The sequence below is a fragment of the Arthrobacter glycogeni genome (assembly GCF_054510815.1).
Genome location: NZ_JBTNDV010000013.1, coordinates 1 through 20,667 on the forward strand (window position 1 = coordinate 1; position 20,667 = coordinate 20,667).

The window sequence follows — 20,667 nt, forward strand, 5'->3', positions numbered from 1 at the left end:
CATGTTCAAAACGGAGGGTTTCTGGCACTACACCCAACCCGAACCCGGGACGATCACCGCGATCTCCCCCGCCGGGGAAACCTACACCACCAAACCCAACCCACCACCCACACCACCACCACCGCGACCAGAAACCCCACCACCCTTCTGACCCGGCATGACTCTCCTACTGACGTCCGTCGAGGCGTGAGATCTGGCGACTCAGAACGCCGCCGAGACGTGAGCTCCAGCGAGACAAACGACCCTCAGCCCACCCGAGCTAATACGACAGTAAAAGGTGACTTAGGCTGCGGTGGCTGGGGTGATGGTGACGTCGCTGCCGAGGCTTTTGAGTTTATTGATGGCACTGTTCCTGGCTCGGGCGGGGTCAAGTCGGGTGAAGTGATCGGCGCCGGGGTCTTCGGAGCATTCACCGTTAGCGAGCATGTGCCAAACGGTGTTGAGGATGGAGTGCTCTGCCGCGACGAGGACTTTCATCGGGCCGCGACGGGCTGTGATGCGCCGGTCCTGGGCGGAGAGGTAGGTGCCCCAAAGCCACCACAACGATCAGTAGCCGCGGCCGGCCTGCAGGGGAACAGGAGGGAGGAGTATGAGTAGGATCTTTTGGCTGGGCGTATGCAACGTTCTGCTGCAGGAGTAGCTTGGTCCCATGAAAACTTCCCTCCGCTCCCACTTCGGACGCTGCGCTGCCGCAGCCGTGCTTTCGGTTGGCCTGATGGCCAGCACTGTCGCGGGCCCCGCCGCCGCAACGAACCCTGGCAGGCATCAGGTCGACTACGTAGCGTTGGGGGATTCCTATGCTGCGGGGTTTGGTGCTGGCTCCTACATCAACGCCTGCGGCCAATCGCCGCTGGGCCTGCCGGGTCTGCTCGATGACCGTCGGGGAATCAACCTGACCGTCAACGCCTCCTGCAGCGGGGCCAAAGCCGCCGCGAACCCCGCCGACGCTGTCCCCGACCTTCCCCAGCAGTTGGGACAACTCGTCGGTGCGGGCCTGATCGGGGCCGACACCGACCTGGTGACCCTCTCCGCGGGCGGCAACGACCTGGACTTCGGCGCCGTGGTGGGCGCGTGCGCTGCGCTGCCGCTGGCCGTCTGCGAGCAAGTGGTCGATGGCCGCACTGTGCAGGCCCAGACCAGTCTCGCCGTCGCGCTGGATGAACTCTACGGGAACCTACGCGCGGCTGCTCCTACGGCGAAGATTGTGGTCACGGGGTACCCCCACCTCTTCTCACCGAAATCCGGGTCGGAAGTGCTGCTCAGCACCAAGGCGCAACAGCTGTTCAATGAGGGGACCGATGCGCTCAACACGGTCATTCGGCAGAACGCCGAAGCCAACGGATTGCAGTACGTCGACGTGGTGAAGAGGTTCAAGGGCCATGGCATCGGCACCAACGATCCGTGGATCACGTTTGCCGGCGCCATCGACGACCTGCACCCCACTGCCAAGGGATACCAGGCCGGTTACCTCAAGTCCTTCCGCAGTACAGTGAACCTGTCGTCCCGGTGAGGGCAGACACCGCCTACCGCAGCAGTTCATAGAAGCGCCAAAATCCGAAGTCCTTGATCGGGAGTACACGCAGGTCAGCGAAGCCTGCTGCGACGGCGTAGGCATGGAGGACGTCGGGTCGCATCACTGTCCCGGTCGCCGTACTCAACGGATGTGACATGCCGTCGGGTAGGCAAATAAGCAGGCTGAACCCATACATCAGGCGTTCCAGCTCATCCCCGGGCGCAGTGAAAACGTCAGCGACCGCTTCGTCCATGACGACGACGGTCCCCGTGGGCACGAGCGAGTGGCGTGCCGCGGCGAGGACCTCGACCGGGTGGGGCAGGTCGTGGATGCATTCGAACGCAAATACGGCGTCGTAGGTGGCCGTCGGCATTTGCTTGGCGTCCGCTTCATGAAACGTGACCCGGGCCGCCACTCCGGCATGTGCTGCGTTGGCTGTTGCCAGCTTCACCGATGCGGGGTCGATGTCGAAGCCCTCCACCGTGGCGTCGGGGTAGGCGCGAGCCAGTGCTATGCTCGACCACCCACCGCCAAAACCGATGTCGGCGATCCGGGCGCCGGGTTGTCGCAGCCGTTGATCCAGGTGCTCGATCCCTGCCAACGCTCCCGGCAGCTCCGCGTCGAACCACGGCCGGTTCATGTCGGCCTGCGATTCCCTGGCATCAGCCCCGAAGTCAGACCAGCCCACACCGCCGCCCGTCCGGTAGGCGGCGACGAGGGCCGGCAACTGCACCGCGGAGCCAGCCAACATGCGCGCCAGCGGGGCCATGTAGTTGAGGCTGCGCTCATCGGTCAGCGCTTCGGCCGTCCCCGGCGGGATACTGTACCGGCGTTCCCGCGCTGAGTTGTCGGCGTCCGCACCCGGCCCAGGGGCGACGGCGAGGAGCCCGGTCACTGCCTGCTGCTCCAGCCACTCCCGCGTGTATCGCTCGGAGGTACCGGTCCGCTCGGCTAGTTCGGCAGCTGTTGCCGGCCCGTGGGACTTCAGCTGGCGGTACCACCCCAGCCGGTCACCCAGGTGGATGGCCAGCACATCGACCATCCCGAGTGCGGCATCGACCACCCGCCGGGCCACCGCCTCGGCCGTGGGGCCGCCGGCCTGCCGGTCACTCTCTTGTTCGTTGGCGTCCTGCCCGCTGGAGTGGGTCAAGGGGTGCCTCCCGGAAAACACCGCGTCGCAGCAGCGGGGTGTTTTCCGCTGCCATCCTTTAATTGTCACTATGGCCCTACCGTCGATCGCTGGCAAGGTGCTGGCTGTGGCATGTGCACAACCTCATTGCGATGGCGTCTCTACCTCCCGATATCTGATCGACTAACCCAGGCTTACTCGGTCCAGTCGAAGAACCCTTTGCCTGACTTCCGACCCAGTTCACCGCGGGCCACCTTGTCCCGCAGCAGCTGGGGCGGAGCGAACCGATCCCCCAGAGTCGATTCCAGATATTCGGCGATACCGAGCCGGACATCCAGCCCCACCAGGTCGGTGGTCCGCAGCGGCCCCACCGGGTGTTTGTAGCCCAGCACCATGGCTGTATCGATGTCGTCGGCCGACGCGACACCCTCCTCAACCATCCGCATCGCTTCAAGAGCGATCGCCACGCCCAGCCGGGAACTCGCGAAACCCGGCGCGTCTTTGACGACCACGGGGGTTTTTCCCAACTGCTCCACCCAACCGCGGGCTGCTCCGGCGAGCTCGTCGGAGGTTTGCGGCGCCAGGACCACCTCGATCAGTGTGGAGGCGGGCACCGGGTTGAAAAAGTGCAGCCCGCAGAATCGGTCCGGGCGTTGAAGTTTTTCGGCCAACCCGCCGACCGACAGTGACGAGGTGTTGGTGGCCAGCCACGCGGTGGCCGCCAACCGTGCTTCGACAGCCGTCAGTGCGGCCGACTTCAGGTCAAAATCTTCCGGCACCGCCTCAACCACCAGCCCACAGGCTTCGAACGCCGCGTAGTCGACCGACACGGAAACCCGAGCCGACAGCGCCTCAAGGTCTTCCGATGTGGTCCCGCGCTGAACGCTCTTACCCAGTGCGTCGAGGATGCGCTGCCTGGCTGCTACGGCGGCGCTATCGTCGCGCTCGACGACGACGACTGCGGCGCCTACAATGCAGAACGCGTGGGCAATACCTGCACCCATCCGGCCGCCGCCGAGGACACCGACAAGACCGGGGATTCGAGCCGTGCCGGGCATTAGGGCTGGGCCAGGGATTGCGGTCGATGGGCTCATGTGTTTTTCCTGTCGAGGAATGCCTGCATCCGGTCGAACTTGGCGTCAGATTCGAACAGGATGCCCTGAGCCAACTGGTCAATGACCGGGTGTGCCCCGGGTGGAGCATGGAACACGGATTTGGTGATGCGGACAGCCAGCGGATCCTGCCGGGCAATCCGGTCGGCGAGCGCATTGGCGCCCGCGAGGAGTGCATCCGGTTCGTGGATTTCGGTGATGAGCCTGACGGCGAGCGCCTCGTCGGCGCCGAGGATCCGTCCGGCCAGCAGGATTTCTTTTGCCAACGGTTCGCCGACCAGCTCCCGGAGCCGCCAGGTGGCGCCGGCGGCGGCCAGGATGCCGAGGCCGGTCTCGGGGTTGCCGATCTTCAGGCTGGGCGTCCCTATTCTGAAGTCAGCGGCATAGGCGAGCTCCGCCCCGCCGCCGAGCGCATATCCGTCCACTGCGGCGATGACCGGCAGGGGAAGCCGGGCGATGCGGGCAAATAAAGTGGAATTGATCCCGGCGAGTGCGTCGTCGCGGCGTCGTTCCCGCAGTTGGGCGATGTCGGCGCCCGAGGCAAACACGCCGTTACTTCCTGTAAGGATGAGGACACGGGGCCGCCTCTCCAGAGCCTCACACACAGTATGAAGTTCGTCGACCATGGTCTGGTCGATGGCGTTGCGGACCTCGGGGCGGTGCAGCTGAACGGTGAGGCGGTCGGCGTCGTCAGCGACCCGCAGCGTGGTGAAGTCATCCATCAGACGCGCTCCAGCAGCACGGCGGTGCCCTGCCCCACGCCGACGCACATAGTGGCCAGGCCAATCGCTCGGCCCTCGCCACGTACCTCACGTTCCAGACGGCCAAGCAGCGTGATCACGAGCCGGGACCCCGAGGATCCGAGGGGGTGGCCGAGGGCGATGGCGCCGCCGTCGCGGTTCACCAGCTCCTCGTCCAGACCGAGCCGGCGGATGCAGGCGATCGACTGGGTGGCGAACGCCTCGTTAAGTTCGACGGCGCTGAGGTCGCCGATGTTCAGCCCGGTGCGCTGGAGCACCTTCTGCGTGGCCGGGACCGGACCGATGCCCATGATGGCCGGGGGGACGCCCGCCGACGCGCCGTCGAGGATGCGGGCGCGGGCGGCGAGGCCGAGCCGGTTCACTGCGGCTTCGGACGCGACGACAACGGCGGAGGCGCCGTCGTTCAGCGAGCTGGAGTTCCCGGCGGTGACCACACCATCCTTCCTGACGACCGGGCGGAGTCCGGCGAGGACATCCAGGGTGGTATCGGCGCGGGGGCCCTCGTCAGTGTCGACGGTGACCTCGCGTTTGCCGTGGCGGGTGTGCACCGGAAGGATCTCGTCACGGAAGTGGCCTGCTTCGATGGCGGCGAGTGCCCGCTGGTGGGAGCGCAGGGCGAAGGCGTCTGCGTCGTCGCGAGTAATGCCGTCCACCGACGCGAGCTCCTCGGCGGTTTCCGGCATGGAGTACGTGGTCTTGTCCTGCGCCGCGAAGATCGGGTTGGTGAACCGCCAGCCGATGGACGTGTCGAAGACCCCCCCGGGCTTGGCGAAGGCTTTGGCGGGCTTCTCCATTACCCAGGGCGCACGGCTCATCGATTCCACGCCGCCGGCGACGACGATGTCGGCGGCGCCGGACTTGATCATGTGGGACGCCATGATGATCGCTGACAGGCCCGACGCGCAGAGCCGGTTGACTGTGATGCCAGGAACCGTATCCGGTAGTCCGGCCAGGAGCGAGGCCATGCGGGCGACGTTGCGGTTTTCCTCGCCGGCACCGTTGGCGTTACCGAGGATTACCTCGTCGATTTCGCTGGGGTCAATTCCTGCCCGGGTCACCGCTTCGCGGATCGCCAGTGCTGCGAGGTCATCGGGCCTGACCCCGGAGAGCGCTCCACCGTAGCGACCCACCGGGGTACGAACCCCACCGACCAGAAATGCCTCGGCCATGCCTGCCTCCAGAATCATCAGCGATTGTGTTAGTCATCCGGCCAGCTCAATTACCGACCGTTCGTTCTATATTACGTGCCTGGAATAGTGGCTCCCCCGCAGGGTCGCTGTTGCCCCACCGCTCGGCTGCGGGTCCGGCACTATTCTGGCGGGAGTGGGCTAGTGTGGCGCTCCAATAACCCTTCCCGCCTCGAGCCGGAGCTCCTGACCGGAGGGAAGCCCGTCGAACCACCGCCGCAGTTCGCGGTCGTGGCTGACGACGACGAGCGTCCCCTCGTATTCGGCCAGAGCCTCCTCGAGCTCGCCCACCAGGACCGGGGCGAGGTGGTTGGTGGGCTCGTCGAACAGGATGACGTCGTAGCGACCTACCAGGAGCCGGGCCAGGGCCAGCCGGCGGTATTGTCCGGCCGAGAGGGTTCCCACCGGGACCAGGAAGTCGGCGGTGCGGAACAGGCCCAGGTTGAGCAAACGGTCGGCGTGTTCGTCCAGATCCCCGTGCAGGCCGGCGGCGAAGGCCGGGAGTAGCCGTAAGGTCGGTTGCCGGTGCGGCGCCAGTTCCTGCGGAAGATACCCCAGGCTGCCGCTTTGCGTCACAACGCCCTCGTCTACTGGGCAGGCGCCAGCCAGGACATTGAGCAGCGTTGTTTTGCCCGCGCCGTTGGGCCCGGTAACCAGGAGATTCTCCCCCGCCCCCACGCTGAGCGACTCCACCGACAAGCGGTCCCCCACTGACACCCCTGAGAGTTCGAGCACCGGACCGGTCAGTGACTGGCCGCCGAACTGCGCCGAAAGCACGAGGGGCTGTGGCGGCCGGTCCACCGGCTGCTCCTCCAACCGGCGCAGCCGCTCCTGGGCGTTGCGTTTTTGGCTGGTGATGGCTTCCTGCACTGTGCCCTGTTTGAAGTCATACCCCATCTTGTCGCCGTCGCGGCGGCGACCGTAGCCCATCCGCCCCTCCACCGCTGCGGCCTTGACCCGTTCGGCTTCCTTGGCGTCGAGCCACTGCTGGTAGTCCTGCTCCCAGCGGCGCCGCTCGGCAATCTTGGCCTTGAGATATCCCTCGTACCCGTCGCCATAGCGCCGTAGTTCGCGACGATCGCCGTCCACTTCAATAATCGTCGTGGCGAAGGTACGCAGGAAGGATCGGTCGTGGGTGACGGCGATGACTGCACCACGGTGGGCGGCGAGCTCGCGCCCGAGCCAGCTGACGGCGTCGTCGTCGAGGTGGTTGGTCGGCTCGTCCAGCAGCAGGATGGCGGCCGGGTCGGCGAGCAGGCAGGCAAGTGCAAGGCGCTCCCGTTCACCGCCGGAAAGGGTGCCGAGGGTGCGGTCCCGCTGGAGGTCGCCGAGCCCGAGCTGGCTGAGGGCGGCGTCGACCCGTGAGTTGACGCTGTATCCCTCGTGCAGGTCGTACTCGGACTGAGCGGCGCCGTAGCGTTCCAGCTCATCGGCATCCGCTGAATCCAGCGACGCCTCGCGGGTCCTCAGCTCGGCTTCGAGGGCCCGGATTCCGCTCAGGGCAGCGTCGATCAAGGTCCTCACGGTGTCGGTTGGGGCGTGGTCGAGGGTCTGCGGGAGGTGGCCAACGGTGCCGTGCACTGCGATCTGGCCGGCGTCGGGAACCTCCACCCCGGCGATCAGACGCAGCAGCGTCGACTTGCCGGCACCGTTCTCACCCACCACCGCGACCCGTTCGCCGCGGCCAATCGTGAGCTCAACATGGTCAAGAAGCAGGCGGTCGCCGTACCCATGGGACACGTCGGAGAGTTGTAGATGTTCGGTCAAAGGGTTTCCTCGCAGTGTCGGATAGGGCGGCAGCAGGGCGGCATGTGGGACCGGGCGGGCGGCGGGCACCGGCGGTCGGCCAGATGCAAGGCTACTTCCTCATGGCACCAGCGTGCCCCCGCGCGGGCGGGCCGTCAACCCAATAGCGATTGCCGGGTCTGTCGCGGTGTTGGCGGATCTCCGGCAGGATGGGGCCATGACAGTGTCACGCGTGCCCTGGTACTGGGCGGAGACCAGCCCAAGCATTTCGGGGGGCTCGGTCGACGACGCCGCCGTCGCGTCCAGCCAGCAGTGGATTCGTGCGGTGGACGTTGACTGCACTCCGGACCTGATGTTTGCGTGGACCACCCAGCTTCGCCGGGCTCCCTACAGCTATGACCTGATTGACAACTTCGGACGGCGCAGCCCCCAACTGCTTGATCCGCAGGTGATCGATGTTCGGGTGGGGGATCCGGTGATGCGGGTCTTCACCGTGTCAGCGGTCGACCCGGGACACTCATTCGCCGTCGTACTCCGATCAGAGCGGGCCGCCCACCTCTTCGGAGCGCTAGCTATTGAGTACTCGGTCGAACCCGTGGGGCAGGGTTCACGGCTAAAGGCCCGTCTTTCGGTGCCACTGCCCACTGGGCCGCTGTCCGGGCTACGGCAGGCGGCCCTCGCATGGGGTGACCTGATGATGATGCGCAAACAACTCCGCGAACTCCGGCGGCTCGCTGAACGGGACCATCGCGCGCTGAATTCCAGCACCTGACCGAGGAGGACGAGGAGACCGCTGTCGGGATCACGGACCACATCTGTCCGCAATTCCCTAGCCTCCCCTATCACCGGGCTCTACTGTCGAGCCATGACGTATACCTTCCAGATCACCATCGACTGCACCAACGTCCATTCTCAGGCTGACTGGTGGGCGGAAACGCTCGGCTGGGTGGTCGAGCCCACCGATCAGGACTTCATCGACGACGTGATCGCCAAAGGCTGGGCCCAACCAGACGAACTTGTCGTACACAACGGCATCCGGGTATGGCGCGAGGGGTCGGCCATCTGCCGCCCCGGCGAGGAGGGCCAAAAAGGCCGCCTACGCATACTGTTCCAGCTCGTCCCCGAACCGAAGACGGTCAAGAACCGCTGCCATCTGGATGTCAATCTCGACGGCGACAACAAGGACGAGCTTCGGTCCCGGCTCGAGGGCCGGGACGCACGGTTTCTGTATCAGGCTAACCAGGGTCCTCATATCTGGTACACGATGGCGGATCCCGAGGGCAATGAGTTCTGCATATCCTGACGACGTTGACCGGCCCATCGGGGCGGGAGTGGTCAGACACCCCGGAGCCGGCAAGTCACCAACAGGACAGCGGCGAGACCACCTGCCGCCCCTACCAGCAACACAATAGGTATCGCATCATCCGGTTGGACGATAGCCCTCACGGCAACCCCGGTATCGACGCCGCCCACCGGCATCTGACCCACCTGAGGTACGGGGTCAGGGTCGGGCGATGTGAAATCGATGAAGCAAGGGTACGTTCCGTCCGGGAATACGATGGAACCCGGGTTGGTGGCGCAAAGATTGGTGCCATCGGCGGCAAGAAGGCCCCCGGTGACAAAGGTGACTGTGTCCGGATCGACGACCGTCGCCTCATCAAACGGAACGAACATGCTCTCCTCTGGAGCTGCCATGGCGGCCGTAGCTCCGGGAAGTGCGAGTGAAGCGGCGACGGCCGCGAGTGCGATCGTCTTAATGAATTTCATGACTTTCCCTCCGACGGACGACCCCTTTAGCCAGCTCTCACGCGCTAGCTAACCAAACCCCGCAAAAATCCGACAGCACGGCCGGGTAACGAAACCGTTTGATAGCCGTAAAAGCCCTATTCACTCCAACGGCGTGCCGCAAAGCTACACTCGATGGGTGACTATTGACCTTCCCCCACAGGTTTCGGACCTCTTTGACACTGCCCGCTGGCGACTCGTCTCCGGGTTCGGCAACCTGCAGGACATCACGTATCACCGACAGGTCGAGCGGAGCCCTGACGGTCAGGTGCGGGATCTCCCGACCGTCAGGATTGCGTTCAACCGCCCCGAGGTGCGCAATGCGTTCCGGCCGGGCACCGTTGACGAGCTCTACCGCACCATGGACCATGCCCGGATGAGCTCCGACGTTGCCACCGTCCTACTGACCGGCAATGGGCCGTCACCGAAAGACGGGGGTCATTCGTTCTGTTCGGGCGGAGACCAGCGGACCCGAGGCCGCGACGGCTACCGGTACGCGGACGGCGAGACCAGCGAGAGTGTCGACCCCGCCCGTGCTGGCCGGCTGCACATTCTTGAGGTGCAGCGGTTGATGCGGACCATGCCCAAGGTTGTCATCGCCGTCGTCAACGGGTGGGCGGCCGGCGGCGGGCACAGCCTGCATGTGGTGGCCGACCTGACAATCGCCTCCCGTGAGCACGGAAAATTCAAACAGACAGATGCCACCGTCGGCAGTTTCGACGCCGGCTACGGCTCCGCGCTGTTGGCGCGCCAGATCGGTCAAAAGAAGGCCCGCGAGATCTTCTTCCTTGCCCGCGAGTACTCGGCGGAGGAGATGGTCGCCATCGGCGCCGTCAACGAGGCGGTGGATCACGCGGAACTGGAGAACACGGCCTTGCGGTACGCGGCGGATATCGCACGGCAGAGTCCACAGGCCATCCGCATGCTCAAGTTTGCGTTCAACCTGGCCGACGACGGCCTCGCCGGCCAGCAGGTTTTCGCCGGCGAAGCCACTCGGATGGCCTACATGACCAATGAGGCGGTCGAGGGCAAAGAGGCCTTCCTGGAAAAGCGCGCGCCAGACTGGTCTGCCTACCCCTACTACTTCTAGGCCACCATGGAATTGCTACCGTTCCACACGCCGCCCGGAGCCGACCCTCATGCGCTCCTCGCGCCGCTGGCCGCCGCGCTCGCCGGGGAAGGGCCCGCCGTCGCACCTCATGCCGACGCGGGGCAGCGCTTCGACGGGGAACTGCCCAACGACGAGATTGCCGCGGTCCTCAGCACCTCGGGATCGACGGGCCTCCCGAAACAGACACTGCTCAGCGTCGATGCGCTGGCCGCTTCGGCGATGGGCACCGCTCTGGCGCTCAAGGCCGAGGGGCAGTGGCTCCTCACCCTGCCGGTGCACTATGTAGCAGGATTTCAGGTGCTGGTCCGGTCTTTGTACGCCGGGACCCGGCCGTGGGCCATGGATCTGGCGGCGCCGTTCACGGCCGAGGCGTTCACCCAGGCTGCCGGGGAGCTCACCGACAAGGTCCGCTTCACGTCGCTGGTTCCCACCCAATTGCACCGCCTCCTCCAGGACCCGCGGCCCGGGACACTCCAGGTGCTCCGCCGATTCAACGCCATCCTGCTCGGCGGCGCCCCGGCCTCCGCCGCGCTTCTGGGTGACGCCCGCCGGCACGGGCTGAACCTGGTGCTGACCTACGGCATGAGCGAGACGTGCGGCGGCTGCGTGTACGACGGCGTTCCCCTGGATGGGGTCGACCTCACCACCGAGCAGGGCCGGCTGTGGATCAGCGGACCCGTCCTGGCTGACGGGTACCTGGGGCAGCCCGAACTCAGTGCAGACCGGTTCGCGTTCAATTCCGGGCGCCGTTGGTTCCGGACCGACGACGCCGGTGACTACACTGACGGGGTCCTGACCGTCGCCGGTCGGCTCGATGATGTCATTGTGACTGGCGGACTGAAGGTGTCAGCCGCAGCGGTGACCTCAGTCATCGAGGGCATATCAGGCGTCCAGGAGGCCCTGGTGCTGGGCATCGACAGCGCCGAATGGGGCACCGCGGTGGCCGCTGCCGTCGTCGGGCAGGTCAGCGCCGACGAGGTGCGTCAGCAAACGAGGGCCTCACTCGGCGCTCACGCTGTCCCCCGGATCATCCTTGCCCTCGAATCACTGCCTCTCCTGCCTAACGGCAAACCCGATCGGTTGGCTGTTCGGGCGCTGCTCGGGCGCTCCGACGCCTAAACTCACCACTCACCACTCACCACTCACCACTCACCACTCACCAACGAAAAGGACAGCACCGTGGCTACTGCCGCACAATGGCTTGAGGGCGCCCGCCCGCGAACCCTCCCCATGGCGATTGCACCAGTGATCGTGGGGTGTGCGGCTGCGTTCGACCTTGAAGCGTTCAAACCCGTCAACGCTCTGCTGGCCGCCGTCGTCGCCATCATGCTGCAGGTCGGCGTGAACTACGCCAACGACTATTCCGACGGCGTCAGGGGAACCGACGCGGACCGGGTGGGACCGCTCCGCCTGACCGGATCCGGCGCCGCACGCCCCGGCCAGGTCAAATGGGCGGCGTTCGCGTGCTTCGCGCTGGCGATGATCGCCGGCACCAGCCTCATTGTGCTCTCCCAGACCTGGTTCTTGCTGTTGGTGGGCGTTGGATGCGTGGCTGCCGCCTGGGGCTACACCGGCGGTCGCAACCCCTACGGTTACATGGGCCTCGGCGATGTCTTTGTGTTCGTATTCTTCGGCCTGGTCGCGACGCTGGGCACTACCTACACCCAGGCGGGGCAGCTGAACGCTGTGGCCTGGATCGGTGCAATCGGTACCGGGATCATCGCGATGGCACTCCTCATGGCCAACAACGTGCGGGACATCCCGACGGACCGCGAGGCCGGGAAGATCACCCTCGCCGTGCGGCTCGGAGACACTACAGCGCGGATCACCTACGTGATGATGCTCGCTGCGGCACTGTTGCTGCCCCTGTTTCTGGTGTACGACTACCCGTGGGTGCTGCTGGTTCTACTGCTCGTTCCGGCGTGTCTGATGCCCAGCTGGCTGATGCTTAAGGGCAAGAAGCGGCGCAGTCTGATCCCGGTCCTGAAGCAGACCGGCCTGATCAATCTGGGGTTCAGCGTGCTGTTCGGCGCCGGTGTGGTCCTGACGACGGTCCTGGCCTAGTTTGAACCACTGACCCGGTGTTGGGCTGACCTGCGCGCCCTGAGGGCCTTGTACGCGACTGGCTCTTCGCGCCTCGCCTGCCCGTCAGCTGAGGGGCTTGCGATCCGCGTTGACCGAAGTGTTCGGATCATAGCCATCCTCGGCGGCGGCGTCGTCGAGCTCGGCGAGGCTACGCCGGGGCGGCGCACCGTCTTTGAACCTGCGCTGCAGCGACGCCGACGCGGCATCGCGCATGGACCGGAAAAACAGGTAAGTCACACACCAGGCCAAAATAGCTGCAATGGCTGCCGAGAAGAAGGCGCCAAGGCCCAGCCAGTAGGAGATGACGAAGAAGACCACGACGAGGCCGAAGCGGAGGGCGGAGAATTTTAGGAAGGGCACTCGCCAAGTTTACTCGCCTACAATTGACAGATGCCTCGCCTGTTGTTGTTCCTCATCCTCGTTGCAGTCGCCGTCATCGTCTACGCGCTGATCGACTGCATTATGACCAAAGCGCACTCGGTGCGCAGCATCTCCAAGCCAGCGTGGCTTGCCGCGATCGTCCTGGTGCCACTCCTCGGCGCTGGGCTTTGGTTCCTGTTCGGACGGCCCCGCCCAAGCGGCACCCGCGGGCGTCAGCGTCCCGCTCCCCGGCATCCCACAGCACCCGATGACGATCCCCAGTTCCTGCAGAATCTTGAGGCGAAACGTCGCCAGGAAGCCCGCGAGAAGGAGAACCGGCGCAAGGAACGTGAACTCCGCGCGGCGCAGGAGAAGAAAGCCCGCGAGGACCAGCGGAAAAACGACGGCGAAGCCGACAACGAGACCGGCGGCAAGACCGTCTGAACCCGGCCGGGCCTGGCGTCGGCTGGGAGGCCGCCGGCGTCGGCGGAGAGGCTTCACCCGGCGTCGGCGGAGAGGCTTCACCCGGCGTCGGCTCCCGATCGCGGGTCAATCTGGACCGCGGTGGGCGGTATATCCCCCACCGCGGTCCAGGTTGACCCCCGCGGGGCAGGTTGCTCACCTATGCGTAGCTGTGCAGGCCCGAAAAGTACATATTCACGATCGTGAAGTTGAAGACGATACAGAGGTATCCGATGATGCCCAGCCAGGCAGCTCGGGTACCAGTCCAGCCGCGGGTGGCCCGTGCGTGCAGGTAACCGGCGAAGACCACCCAGATCACGAAGGTCCACACCTCTTTGACGTCCCAGCCCCAGTACCGACCCCACGCTTCCTCGGCCCAGATGGCGCCGGCCATTAGAGTGAAGGTCCACATCACGAAGGCGATGGCGTTGATCCGGTAGGAAAGATTCTCCAGGCTGAGCGCCGACGGGACCAAACGCATGAACGGCACACGGTCCGGGCCGCCTGCGGCAAGCTTCCGGATCCGGCTCGTCTGCACGAGCTGCAGGACCGACATCGCGAACGTCAGGGTAAACAGCGCCGACGCGGCCACCGCCACCGACACGTGAATGATGAGCCAGTAGCTCTGCAGTGCAGGGACCACGTTGCCCGCTGGGGTGAAGAACCCGATGGTCGCGGCACACAGCATCACCAGTGTGAGACCGACGACGAAGGTTCCGAGGAACCGGAGATCCTTGCGGATCAGCACCGCCAGGAACACCAACACCACGACCAGCGCGCCGGTGGTGCAGAACTCGTACATATTGCCCCAAGGGACCCGATTCGTCGCCAGTCCGCGGGAGACCACGCCGGCTGCGTGAATCATTGCGGCGACGACAGTCAGGACGACGGCGATGCGCGCCAACTTCCGCTGACCTGAGTAGTCCATCGCGTCGTCGGCCATCGTGTCGCCGGTAACATCGGTGGACCCGCCGCGGGTAGCCGGTCGGTTGATCTGATCGGCACCCACCAGCACCAGCTGCCCGGCCTCCTCGGACGCGGCGAGATTCTCCTCGACCGCCCGGATCCGCTTGCTGCTCTTCACCAGGTCGAGCGTGAAGATGATGAACGCGACCGTGTAGGTAAGGGCCGCGAGCAACATGAAACGCTCACTAAACTCCCCGAGGGTCTGGTCGATTGTTGGCATTAGCTGTCCTTACCGTTTCCTACCTGGTGTGATACGTGTTCGGTGGTGCTGCCCGAGGCGTCAGGCTTCCCATCTTGCTCCTCTACCCGGTCTTCCACCAGCCACTGCTCCCGCAGCGCCTTGTCGATGGTCGCTCCTTCACCGGTGAGCCGGTGGTCTTCGCCGCGGGCCAGTAGCCCGTACTCGACCATGATCCGACCATCGGGATGGGTTCCGGTGCGAACCCAGACCCGGCGCCGGCCGATGAACAGTGAAGCGCTGAGCCCGGCCAGCGCCAGGGTCGAGAAGATGAGGGCGCCCAGCTGGCCTGGATCGTGGCGGATGTCTACTGCAATGTAGCGGTCCAATCCGTCGAAAGTGATCGAACCTTTACCTTCCGGCAGATCGTAGGTCTGGCCCGCCCCGAGGACGATTCCACCCTCGTCGCTGGTGCGGCTGTTGAGCTCGGTCAGGTCCTCGGTATCCAGTAGGTAAACGCTGCGCGGTTCGCCGTCGTCGAGGCCAAGATCGCCATAATACGAGTTCAGATTCAGCTGGGGGTTGAACGGATCCGGGTCACGGGAGAAGGCGACACCATCCTCACCGACGAACGCCGTCGGAAGGAAGAATCCGACAAAGCCGAGCTGGTCCGGTGCAGCATCGGGAGCTTTGATGACCATGAGCGAGGTGAACAACCCGTCTTGCGGGATCGTCACCACCGGCCCCTGCATGGCAATGTCGCCGTTGCCATCGCGGACGGTGACCACCGGCGCGTACCCGTTGCCAACCAGGTAGATCCCGGTGCCGCCGATACTCAGTGGAGAATTGACTTTCAGGACCTGCCCGACTTCCCCTGCATCGGGGCCGTCCTTGGTGGTGACGTTGGCGGTGAAGTCCAGTGGCTGCCCGTAGTGGGTTTCCTGACGGTCGAACTGCACATCGAATCTGTCTAGCCTCAGCGAATACGGTTCAAGTTGGCCAGCGCTGAAGTTGGCGCCGGGGGTGAACGTGTCGTAGCCCACCAGGGTATTGACGAAGCTGTCGCCCTCCACAATGATCTTCTGCCCGCTGTAACCGAACAGGCCCCCGAGCGCCACCGAGACCAGAACACCAATCAGCGAGAAGTGGAACACCAGATTGCCGACCTCCTTGAGGAATCCGCGTTCGGCTCCCACTGAGGGTTGTGCTGAACCCGTGTCACGCAGGTCCACCCGATATCCGCGCTTCTTCAACATCGCCGCAGCATCGGAGGCGGCTGACGCTGCCGTGAGCTGTGAGCCGCCGGCCTGGGCGGCTGCGGGGAGGACGAGGGTCCCATAGATCGGCATCCGGGAGAGCTTCCGGGGCGTCCGGGGCGGCTTCGACTTCATCGCCCGGCCGTGGGCCATGGCCCTCGGGATGACACAGCCGATGAGGGAAATGAAGAGCAACAGGTAGATGGCCGAAAACCAGACCGATGAATACACGTCGAAGAGCTGGAACCAGTCGAGGATAGGCCCGGTGTCAGGGTTGACCTGAATGTACTGGGTGACCACCGCCGGGTTAGCCGGGCGTTGCGGAAACAGCGATCCGGGCACAGCAGCGACCGCAAGGAGGAGCAGGAGGAACAGGGCTGTCCGCATGCTGGTGAGCTGGGTCCAGCCCCAGCGGAGGCTGCCGCGGAAGCCAAGCGCCGGCAGCGCGACGTCGGGCTTGCCGTTTTCAGGGGTGTCGGGAGTCAGTGTCTGCCCCTTGTCAAAGTTGTCAGCAGTCATCAGATGGGAAGGGTCACCCCGCCGAGCCAGTTCTGTAATTCATTGATCCAGAGGGTCCAGACGCCGGTGGCCATCAGCACGCCCACCACCACCAGCATGCCGCCACCGAAACGCTGTAGCGACAGTCGGTGTTTCCTGAAGAACGCCAGTGCGCCCATGCCGCGGCGGACACCCAGCGCAATCAACAGGAAGGGAAGGCCCAGACCCAGGCAGTACACGAACGTGAGGGCCGCCCCTTTGGCGGCGCTGGCGTCGTCGTTGGAAAACGCCAGCAGTTGCACCGCCGAGAGGGTGGGACCGATACAGGGCGCCCAGCCCAGACCGAACGTCAAGCCGAGGAGGGGTGCACCCCAGAGGCCGGTCGGAACCTTGGTCCGCAACTTCTTCTCCGTCTGGAACCAGGAGAAACCGCCCATGAAGATCAGCCCCATAAGCACCACGACGATGCCCATCACGGGGATCAGCCACCTCTCCGAGCCCACCATCCACGCGCCCAACTGACCGAACAGCGCCCCATACGCCATGAAGACCACCGAGAATCCGAGCACGAACAGGGCAATCCCGGTCAGCATCCGACCGCGCTTCTGTTGTTCAAGATCGACGCCGGTCAGCCCCGTGACATAGCCCAGGTAGCCGGGAACCAGGGGAAGGACACACGGGGATGCGAAGGACACCAGGCCGGCCAGAAGCGCGACAGGCAGTGCGAGGAGCATGGAGCCGTTCAGCACGGTATCGGCGAACGCGTTGCTGGCGGCCATGGGCATGGAGCCGCCGATGACGGTGCTCAGGGAGAGGGTCACTGTGAGTTACTCGGCCAACGCGGCTTCGATGAGGGCGCCGAGAGTGCTCTTGTCGGCCAACCCGAGAATCCTCGCGGAGACGCGGCCTTCCTTGTCGATCACCAGGGTGGTGGGTACCGCCTGCGGGGGAACATAGGTGGTCATGGCCAGCAGCACGCCGCCATCCTGGTCGTTCAGGCTCGGGTAGGGAATGTCGAAGGTACGCTCGAACGCCTCGGCCGTCTCTTGGGAGTCGCGAATATTGACCCCAAAGAATTGGGCGCCCGCTGACTCATATTCTTCATGCAACGCCACCAGATCGGGTGCTTCCTCGCGGCAGGGAGCACAGGCGGCGTACCAGAAGTTTACGACGGTGACCTGACCAACCCAGTCCGCCGAGTCCACTACAGGTCCGTCGTAGCTGGTTCCCGTGATGGCGAGGGGCTCCCCTCGCTCGGCCGCTGCGTACTCAGTCACCGAACCATCGCCGGCAATGTAGTTTTTGTTGTCACCGACGGCGGCCTGTTGAGCCAGCGGATCATCAGCGGCACACGCTGAAAGAGCAAGGGAGACGGACAAGCCAATGGCCAGCGCTACGCCAAGCTTCTGCAGGCGCCCAGCGGATCGGTCGATATTTTTCACAGCTTCTTCCACATTTCTACAACGTGTAGTAATACTATTATGCCCCCGGCAGGTTCGCCGCACCGGCCAACAAGTCAGCACTGGGTTCCTCGTACCGCACCCCGATCAGGCGTCCGGCGTCGAAATCCAGCGACGTAATGGATGTCAGGGTGCATTCACGGTCACGGGGGTCGTGCCAGAGCCGACGGTTCTCCGCAGCGAGCCGCGATACCCAGATGGGCAACTGATGGCTCACCACGATCACCTCGGCTGGCCCCGCGGACGTGTCGGCTTCACCCTGCCCGACGGCGGCGCGGCGGGCGTCATCGACAGCCGCCATCATGCGCCCCACCTGCTGACTGTATGGCTCGCCCCAGGACGGCCGGAAGGGGTTGGCGAGCAATGGCCAGTGGCGGGGATACCGCAGTTGGCGGGCAACCTGGGCCATGCCTTCGAAACGGCTATAGGCCTCGATGACCCGATCGTCGGTCACAATGTCCAGCCCGAGCTGCTCGGCAATCGGCGCAGCGGTTTCCTGTGCACGGGTCAGCGGAGAGGCCACCAACCGGACAATTCGGGCGCCATCGTTGGCTCTGCGGACGAAGTGCTTCGCAGCCCGCTGCGCCATTTCCTGGCCCAGGTTAGAGAGGTGAAAGTTCGGCAGCCTGCCGTACAGCACGCGCTCGGGGTTGTGGACTTCGCCGTGACGCACGAGGTGGACGGTAGCAAGGGACATGACTCCAGTTTCTCAGAGTTCGGGCAGGCAGCTAAATCCGCCGTCTCGAGTTTATTTGAAGATTGGAGTAATTTCGGGAATAATTGATGCAAATGCATGTTTATTATAGGTGACGGCCTCCCGGCCGCCTCGGCTGCATCGCCCAGACCGCATTACGATCAGGAGACTCATCATGGCAATTCCCACAGGACTGACCAACGGCACGTGGACGTTGGACGGCTCGCACAGCGAGGTCGGCTTCACCGTACGGCACGCCGGCATCAGCAAGGTGCGCGGTCAATTTGACACTGTCGACGCCGCCCTCCACGTCGGAACCTCGCTGAACGACTCCACGGTGACCGCCACCATCCAGACCGCTTCCTTCAACTCCAACGACGCCAACCGTGACGGCCACGTGCGCGGCGAGGACTTCTTCGACGTCGAGCGGTTCCCCGAAATGACCTTCGAATCGACAACCATTCAGGGCGCCGGTGAGACCTACCAGCTCTCAGGTAACCTGACCATCCGCGACATCACACTTCCCGTCGTCTTCGAAACCGAATTCAACGGCGTTGCAGTAGATCCCTTCGGTGCGACCCGCGCCGGGTTCTCCGGCAAGACCGTCATCTCCCGCAAGGACTTCGGACTGACCTGGAATGCAGCCCTCGAAGCCGGCGGCGTGCTCGTCGGCGACAAGGTGACCATCAACCTTGATACGGCATTCGTGGCCCCGGCCGAGTAGTCATTCCCTGCCAGCGGCTGCCGCTCTCCACTGGAGGGCGGCAGCCGCTGGCGTTTAATCCCACCGCTGCCCGACCCCTCGCGCTAGGGTTGGCGGTGTGATCCCACAGGGTCTACACCAGTCAGTCTCTAGTGAACAGGAACCGGCAATGAGCACACCTCCCAACGACCACAATCCCGGTCAGGACATCCCCCCGCGTGACAACCCGGAGACACAGCAGCCTCCCTCGGGGCAACTCCCACCAGATGGTCAGGCCGCCCCCTATGGCTACCAGAATGCCCAGCCCTCCGGCTATAACTACCCGGGGAATATGAGTCAGGTGTCAATGACCGAGAAGGGCCCTGCACCCAAGGAAGTGGAGCGCGCCTTCTCGCTGATCATCGCTGCCGGGGTGCTCAGCTTCCTCTCGAGCATCATCGGCGTTCTTTCCGTTCCGGCACAGGGACCCGCTGGGGGTGCCGGAATTGCCTTCACATTGGTCTTCGCAGCGGTGGCCACCGGTATCTACATCCTGCTCGCGATCTTTATCCGCAAGGGTCACAACTGGGCCAGAATCACTGCGACAGTGTTGGCGGCCCTCTCGGTCCTGATTTACCTGTTCGGCCTCCTGTCGCTGTCGATGCTTGAGGGCAGTGACCTGCTGCAAGGGCAGGAGCTCGCCACCCCGGGTCCGCTGGAGACCGTCATCGGGATTCTCGCCTTGCTGCTCGGTGTGGCCGGCGTTGTGATGACCTTCCTGAAGCCGGCACGACCATACTTCCAGAAGCAGGTTGTTCCCGGCCAGTTCTAGGACCAGCGACGCCTCAGGATTACTGGGCGGTCCGGGTGCGGGAGTCGGAAGCGTTATCCGGCTCCTGCGCCCGTTGTGCGTGGTAGGCGAGAATCTGGAGCTCGGTAGCCATGTCCACTTTGCGCAACTGGACGCTCTCCGGCACCTGTAACACCACGGGCGCGAAGCTCAGAATGCTCGTGATGCCTGCGGCAACCAGCCGGTCGCAGAGCGACTGGGCCACTGCCGCGGGGACCGCTAGCACCGCCATATTGGCGCGGGTCCGCTCCAGCACCTGCTCCAGGTCCCCAACCGGGCTTACCCGCAACCACCCGACTTCGGCACCGACTATCAGCTGGTCTGCGTCAAAGAGAGAGACAATTTCGAATCCTCGTGATTCGAAGCCCGAGTAGCCAGCCAGGGCCCGCCCGAGGTTGCCTGCCCCGATGATCGCGACGCGCCAGTCCAGGGTCAGCCCGAGCGCGGTGGAGATCTGCCGGTTCAGGTATTGCACGTCATAGCCCACACCCCGGGTCCCGTAGGAGCCGAGGTAGGACAGATCCTTGCGCAGGATCGGGGAATTGACGCCGGCCGCCTCAGCCAACCGGTCGGAGGACACTCGCTCGGTCCCTTCCGCCAGCAGCGAATTGAGGGCCCGCAGATAGATGGTCAGGCGCGTCAAGGACGCCGTCGGGATCTGTCGTGCGGCGGAACCGCTCCCTGACAGGTGTAGCTCTGGTACTTCCGGCGTCACTTTCAATCGCTCCGTTTGCTGTCCGCCCACCGCTTGACGGCAAGGCCATGTGACGACGGACCGGCCGACGTCGCGAGTAACTCCACCTTAGAGCGCCAGGCGCGCGCCACAAAGCCG

General features: G+C 64.8%; 23 protein-coding genes. 9 read left to right on the forward strand and 14 right to left on the reverse strand.

Annotated elements, in window-relative coordinates; genetic code table 11:
- Positions 1-282 precede the first annotated feature (282 nt).
- A complete protein-coding gene (locus ACX80G_RS13575; protein WP_459308195.1) occupies positions 283-477 on the reverse strand; it encodes a hypothetical protein in 195 nt (64 codons plus the stop codon).
- Positions 478-649: 172 nt separating this feature from the next.
- On the opposite strand from ACX80G_RS13575, the gene ACX80G_RS13580 reads away from it, so the two are divergent.
- The gene (locus ACX80G_RS13580; protein WP_459308197.1) at positions 650-1,510 is read left to right on the forward strand and encodes an SGNH/GDSL hydrolase family protein; all 861 of its coding nucleotides are present in this window, start codon (positions 650-652) and stop codon (positions 1,508-1,510) included.
- 13 nt (positions 1,511-1,523) lie between these two features.
- On the opposite strand, the gene ACX80G_RS13585 is transcribed toward ACX80G_RS13580, so the two are convergent.
- The 5 genes from ACX80G_RS13585 to ACX80G_RS13605 all read right to left on the reverse strand — a co-directional run bounded on the left by ACX80G_RS13585 (position 1,524) and on the right by ACX80G_RS13605 (position 7,469).
- Entirely contained in the window at positions 1,524-2,663 is a 1,140-nt protein-coding gene (locus ACX80G_RS13585; protein ID WP_459308199.1) for a class I SAM-dependent methyltransferase, read from the reverse strand.
- 173 nt (positions 2,664-2,836) lie between these two features.
- A complete protein-coding gene (locus ACX80G_RS13590) occupies positions 2,837-3,736 on the reverse strand; it encodes a 3-hydroxyacyl-CoA dehydrogenase family protein (RefSeq protein ID WP_459308201.1) in 900 nt (299 codons plus the stop codon).
- Positions 3,733-4,476 carry an enoyl-CoA hydratase/isomerase family protein gene (locus tag ACX80G_RS13595; protein WP_459308203.1) on the reverse strand — a complete coding sequence of 248 codons (744 nt, stop codon included), beginning with the start codon at positions 4,474-4,476 and terminating at the stop codon, positions 3,733-3,735. The genes ACX80G_RS13590 and ACX80G_RS13595 overlap by 4 nt, the downstream gene beginning before the upstream one ends.
- Positions 4,476-5,684, reverse strand: coding sequence for a thiolase family protein (locus tag ACX80G_RS13600; protein ID WP_459308359.1), 1,209 nt, complete (start codon positions 5,682-5,684; stop codon positions 4,476-4,478). The genes ACX80G_RS13595 and ACX80G_RS13600 overlap by 1 nt, the downstream gene beginning before the upstream one ends.
- Before the next feature lie 159 nt (positions 5,685-5,843).
- Positions 5,844-7,469, reverse strand: coding sequence for an ABC-F family ATP-binding cassette domain-containing protein (locus ACX80G_RS13605; protein WP_459308205.1), 1,626 nt, complete (start codon positions 7,467-7,469; stop codon positions 5,844-5,846).
- A 196-nt stretch (positions 7,470-7,665) separates the two neighbouring features.
- Between ACX80G_RS13605 and ACX80G_RS13610 the strand changes: the two genes are divergently transcribed.
- Both ACX80G_RS13610 and ACX80G_RS13615 read left to right on the forward strand, forming a co-directional pair.
- Positions 7,666-8,220, forward strand: coding sequence for an SRPBCC family protein (locus tag ACX80G_RS13610; RefSeq protein ID WP_459308207.1), 555 nt, complete (start codon positions 7,666-7,668; stop codon positions 8,218-8,220).
- Positions 8,221-8,313: 93 nt separating this feature from the next.
- Positions 8,314-8,751, forward strand: a complete 438-nt coding sequence (locus ACX80G_RS13615) for a VOC family protein (RefSeq protein WP_459308209.1) — start codon at positions 8,314-8,316, stop codon at positions 8,749-8,751.
- A 32-nt stretch (positions 8,752-8,783) separates the two neighbouring features.
- Here the strand turns inward: ACX80G_RS13615 and ACX80G_RS13620 are convergent, their stop codons facing one another.
- Positions 8,784-9,215, reverse strand: a complete 432-nt coding sequence (locus ACX80G_RS13620; protein WP_459308211.1) for a hypothetical protein — start codon at positions 9,213-9,215, stop codon at positions 8,784-8,786.
- 157 nt (positions 9,216-9,372) lie between these two features.
- On the opposite strand from ACX80G_RS13620, the gene ACX80G_RS13625 reads away from it, so the two are divergent.
- From ACX80G_RS13625 to ACX80G_RS13635, 3 genes are read left to right on the forward strand one after another with little or no spacing between them, the layout of a single operon-like run.
- The gene (locus ACX80G_RS13625) at positions 9,373-10,323 is read left to right on the forward strand and encodes a 1,4-dihydroxy-2-naphthoyl-CoA synthase (RefSeq protein WP_459308212.1); all 951 of its coding nucleotides are present in this window, start codon (positions 9,373-9,375) and stop codon (positions 10,321-10,323) included.
- 6 nt (positions 10,324-10,329) lie between these two features.
- Complete coding sequence (locus tag ACX80G_RS13630) at positions 10,330-11,463, forward strand: AMP-binding protein (protein ID WP_459308213.1); 1,134 nt, start codon at positions 10,330-10,332, stop codon at positions 11,461-11,463.
- 60 nt (positions 11,464-11,523) lie between these two features.
- Complete coding sequence (locus ACX80G_RS13635; protein WP_459308214.1) at positions 11,524-12,408, forward strand: 1,4-dihydroxy-2-naphthoate polyprenyltransferase; 885 nt, start codon at positions 11,524-11,526, stop codon at positions 12,406-12,408.
- Positions 12,409-12,492: 84 nt separating this feature from the next.
- On the opposite strand, the gene ACX80G_RS13640 is transcribed toward ACX80G_RS13635, so the two are convergent.
- Positions 12,493-12,789, reverse strand: a complete 297-nt coding sequence (locus ACX80G_RS13640; protein ID WP_459308215.1) for a DUF4229 domain-containing protein — start codon at positions 12,787-12,789, stop codon at positions 12,493-12,495.
- A gap of 30 nt (positions 12,790-12,819) precedes the next feature.
- Between ACX80G_RS13640 and ACX80G_RS13645 the strand changes: the two genes are divergently transcribed.
- Positions 12,820-13,233 (forward strand): PLD nuclease N-terminal domain-containing protein, encoded by a 414-nt coding sequence (locus ACX80G_RS13645; protein WP_459308217.1) that lies wholly within the window; start codon positions 12,820-12,822, stop codon positions 13,231-13,233.
- 178 nt (positions 13,234-13,411) lie between these two features.
- On the opposite strand, the gene ccsB is transcribed toward ACX80G_RS13645, so the two are convergent.
- Genes ccsB through ACX80G_RS13670 form a run of 5 tightly spaced genes read right to left on the reverse strand, consistent with a single transcriptional unit; the run spans position 13,412 to position 18,306 of the window.
- Entirely contained in the window at positions 13,412-14,437 is a 1,026-nt protein-coding gene (gene ccsB / locus ACX80G_RS13650; protein ID WP_459308219.1) for a c-type cytochrome biogenesis protein CcsB, read from the reverse strand.
- Entirely contained in the window at positions 14,437-16,170 is a 1,734-nt protein-coding gene (resB, locus tag ACX80G_RS13655; RefSeq protein WP_459308221.1) for a cytochrome c biogenesis protein ResB, read from the reverse strand. Before resB ends, ccsB begins: the two co-directional genes overlap by 1 nt.
- Positions 16,170-16,928, reverse strand: coding sequence for a cytochrome c biogenesis CcdA family protein (locus ACX80G_RS13660; protein ID WP_459308361.1), 759 nt, complete (start codon positions 16,926-16,928; stop codon positions 16,170-16,172). The genes resB and ACX80G_RS13660 overlap by 1 nt, the downstream gene beginning before the upstream one ends.
- 48 nt (positions 16,929-16,976) lie before the next feature.
- A complete protein-coding gene (locus tag ACX80G_RS13665; RefSeq protein WP_459308222.1) occupies positions 16,977-17,591 on the reverse strand; it encodes a TlpA family protein disulfide reductase in 615 nt (204 codons plus the stop codon).
- A gap of 37 nt (positions 17,592-17,628) precedes the next feature.
- Positions 17,629-18,306: a histidine phosphatase family protein gene (locus tag ACX80G_RS13670; RefSeq protein WP_459308224.1), complete on the reverse strand. Its 678-nt coding sequence runs from the start codon at positions 18,304-18,306 to the stop codon at positions 17,629-17,631.
- 172 nt (positions 18,307-18,478) lie between these two features.
- Between ACX80G_RS13670 and ACX80G_RS13675 the strand changes: the two genes are divergently transcribed.
- Positions 18,479-19,027 carry a YceI family protein gene (locus ACX80G_RS13675; RefSeq protein ID WP_459308226.1) on the forward strand — a complete coding sequence of 183 codons (549 nt, stop codon included), beginning with the start codon at positions 18,479-18,481 and terminating at the stop codon, positions 19,025-19,027.
- A gap of 148 nt (positions 19,028-19,175) precedes the next feature.
- Positions 19,176-19,817 (forward strand): hypothetical protein, encoded by a 642-nt coding sequence (locus ACX80G_RS13680; RefSeq protein WP_459308227.1) that lies wholly within the window; start codon positions 19,176-19,178, stop codon positions 19,815-19,817.
- 19 nt (positions 19,818-19,836) lie between these two features.
- Here the strand turns inward: ACX80G_RS13680 and ACX80G_RS13685 are convergent, their stop codons facing one another.
- Positions 19,837-20,556: a redox-sensing transcriptional repressor Rex gene (locus ACX80G_RS13685; RefSeq protein ID WP_459308229.1), complete on the reverse strand. Its 720-nt coding sequence runs from the start codon at positions 20,554-20,556 to the stop codon at positions 19,837-19,839.
- Positions 20,557-20,667 lie beyond the last annotated feature (111 nt).

Coding starts and splice junctions, on each gene's coding strand:
- ACX80G_RS13680 (WP_459308227.1), top strand. CDS start 19,176: ATGAGCACACCTCCCAACGACCACAATCCCGGTCAGGACATCCCCCCG.
- ACX80G_RS13660 (WP_459308361.1), bottom strand. CDS start 16,928: ATGGCCGCCAGCAACGCGTTCGCCGATACCGTGCTGAACGGCTCCATG.
- ACX80G_RS13615 (WP_459308209.1), top strand. CDS start 8,314: ATGACGTATACCTTCCAGATCACCATCGACTGCACCAACGTCCATTCT.
- ACX80G_RS13595 (WP_459308203.1), bottom strand. CDS start 4,476: ATGGATGACTTCACCACGCTGCGGGTCGCTGACGACGCCGACCGCCTC.
- ACX80G_RS13675 (WP_459308226.1), top strand. CDS start 18,479: ATGGCAATTCCCACAGGACTGACCAACGGCACGTGGACGTTGGACGGC.
- ACX80G_RS13590 (WP_459308201.1), bottom strand. CDS start 3,736: ATGAGCCCATCGACCGCAATCCCTGGCCCAGCCCTAATGCCCGGCACG.
- ACX80G_RS13575 (WP_459308195.1), bottom strand. CDS start 477: ATGAAAGTCCTCGTCGCGGCAGAGCACTCCATCCTCAACACCGTTTGG.
- ACX80G_RS13620 (WP_459308211.1), bottom strand. CDS start 9,215: ATGAAATTCATTAAGACGATCGCACTCGCGGCCGTCGCCGCTTCACTC.
- ACX80G_RS13610 (WP_459308207.1), top strand. CDS start 7,666: ATGACAGTGTCACGCGTGCCCTGGTACTGGGCGGAGACCAGCCCAAGC.
- ccsB (WP_459308219.1), bottom strand. CDS start 14,437: ATGCCAACAATCGACCAGACCCTCGGGGAGTTTAGTGAGCGTTTCATG.
- ACX80G_RS13670 (WP_459308224.1), bottom strand. CDS start 18,306: ATGTCCCTTGCTACCGTCCACCTCGTGCGTCACGGCGAAGTCCACAAC.
- ACX80G_RS13645 (WP_459308217.1), top strand. CDS start 12,820: ATGCCTCGCCTGTTGTTGTTCCTCATCCTCGTTGCAGTCGCCGTCATC.
- ACX80G_RS13630 (WP_459308213.1), top strand. CDS start 10,330: ATGGAATTGCTACCGTTCCACACGCCGCCCGGAGCCGACCCTCATGCG.
- ACX80G_RS13600 (WP_459308359.1), bottom strand. CDS start 5,684: ATGGCCGAGGCATTTCTGGTCGGTGGGGTTCGTACCCCGGTGGGTCGC.
- ACX80G_RS13580 (WP_459308197.1), top strand. CDS start 650: ATGAAAACTTCCCTCCGCTCCCACTTCGGACGCTGCGCTGCCGCAGCC.
- resB (WP_459308221.1), bottom strand. CDS start 16,170: ATGACTGCTGACAACTTTGACAAGGGGCAGACACTGACTCCCGACACC.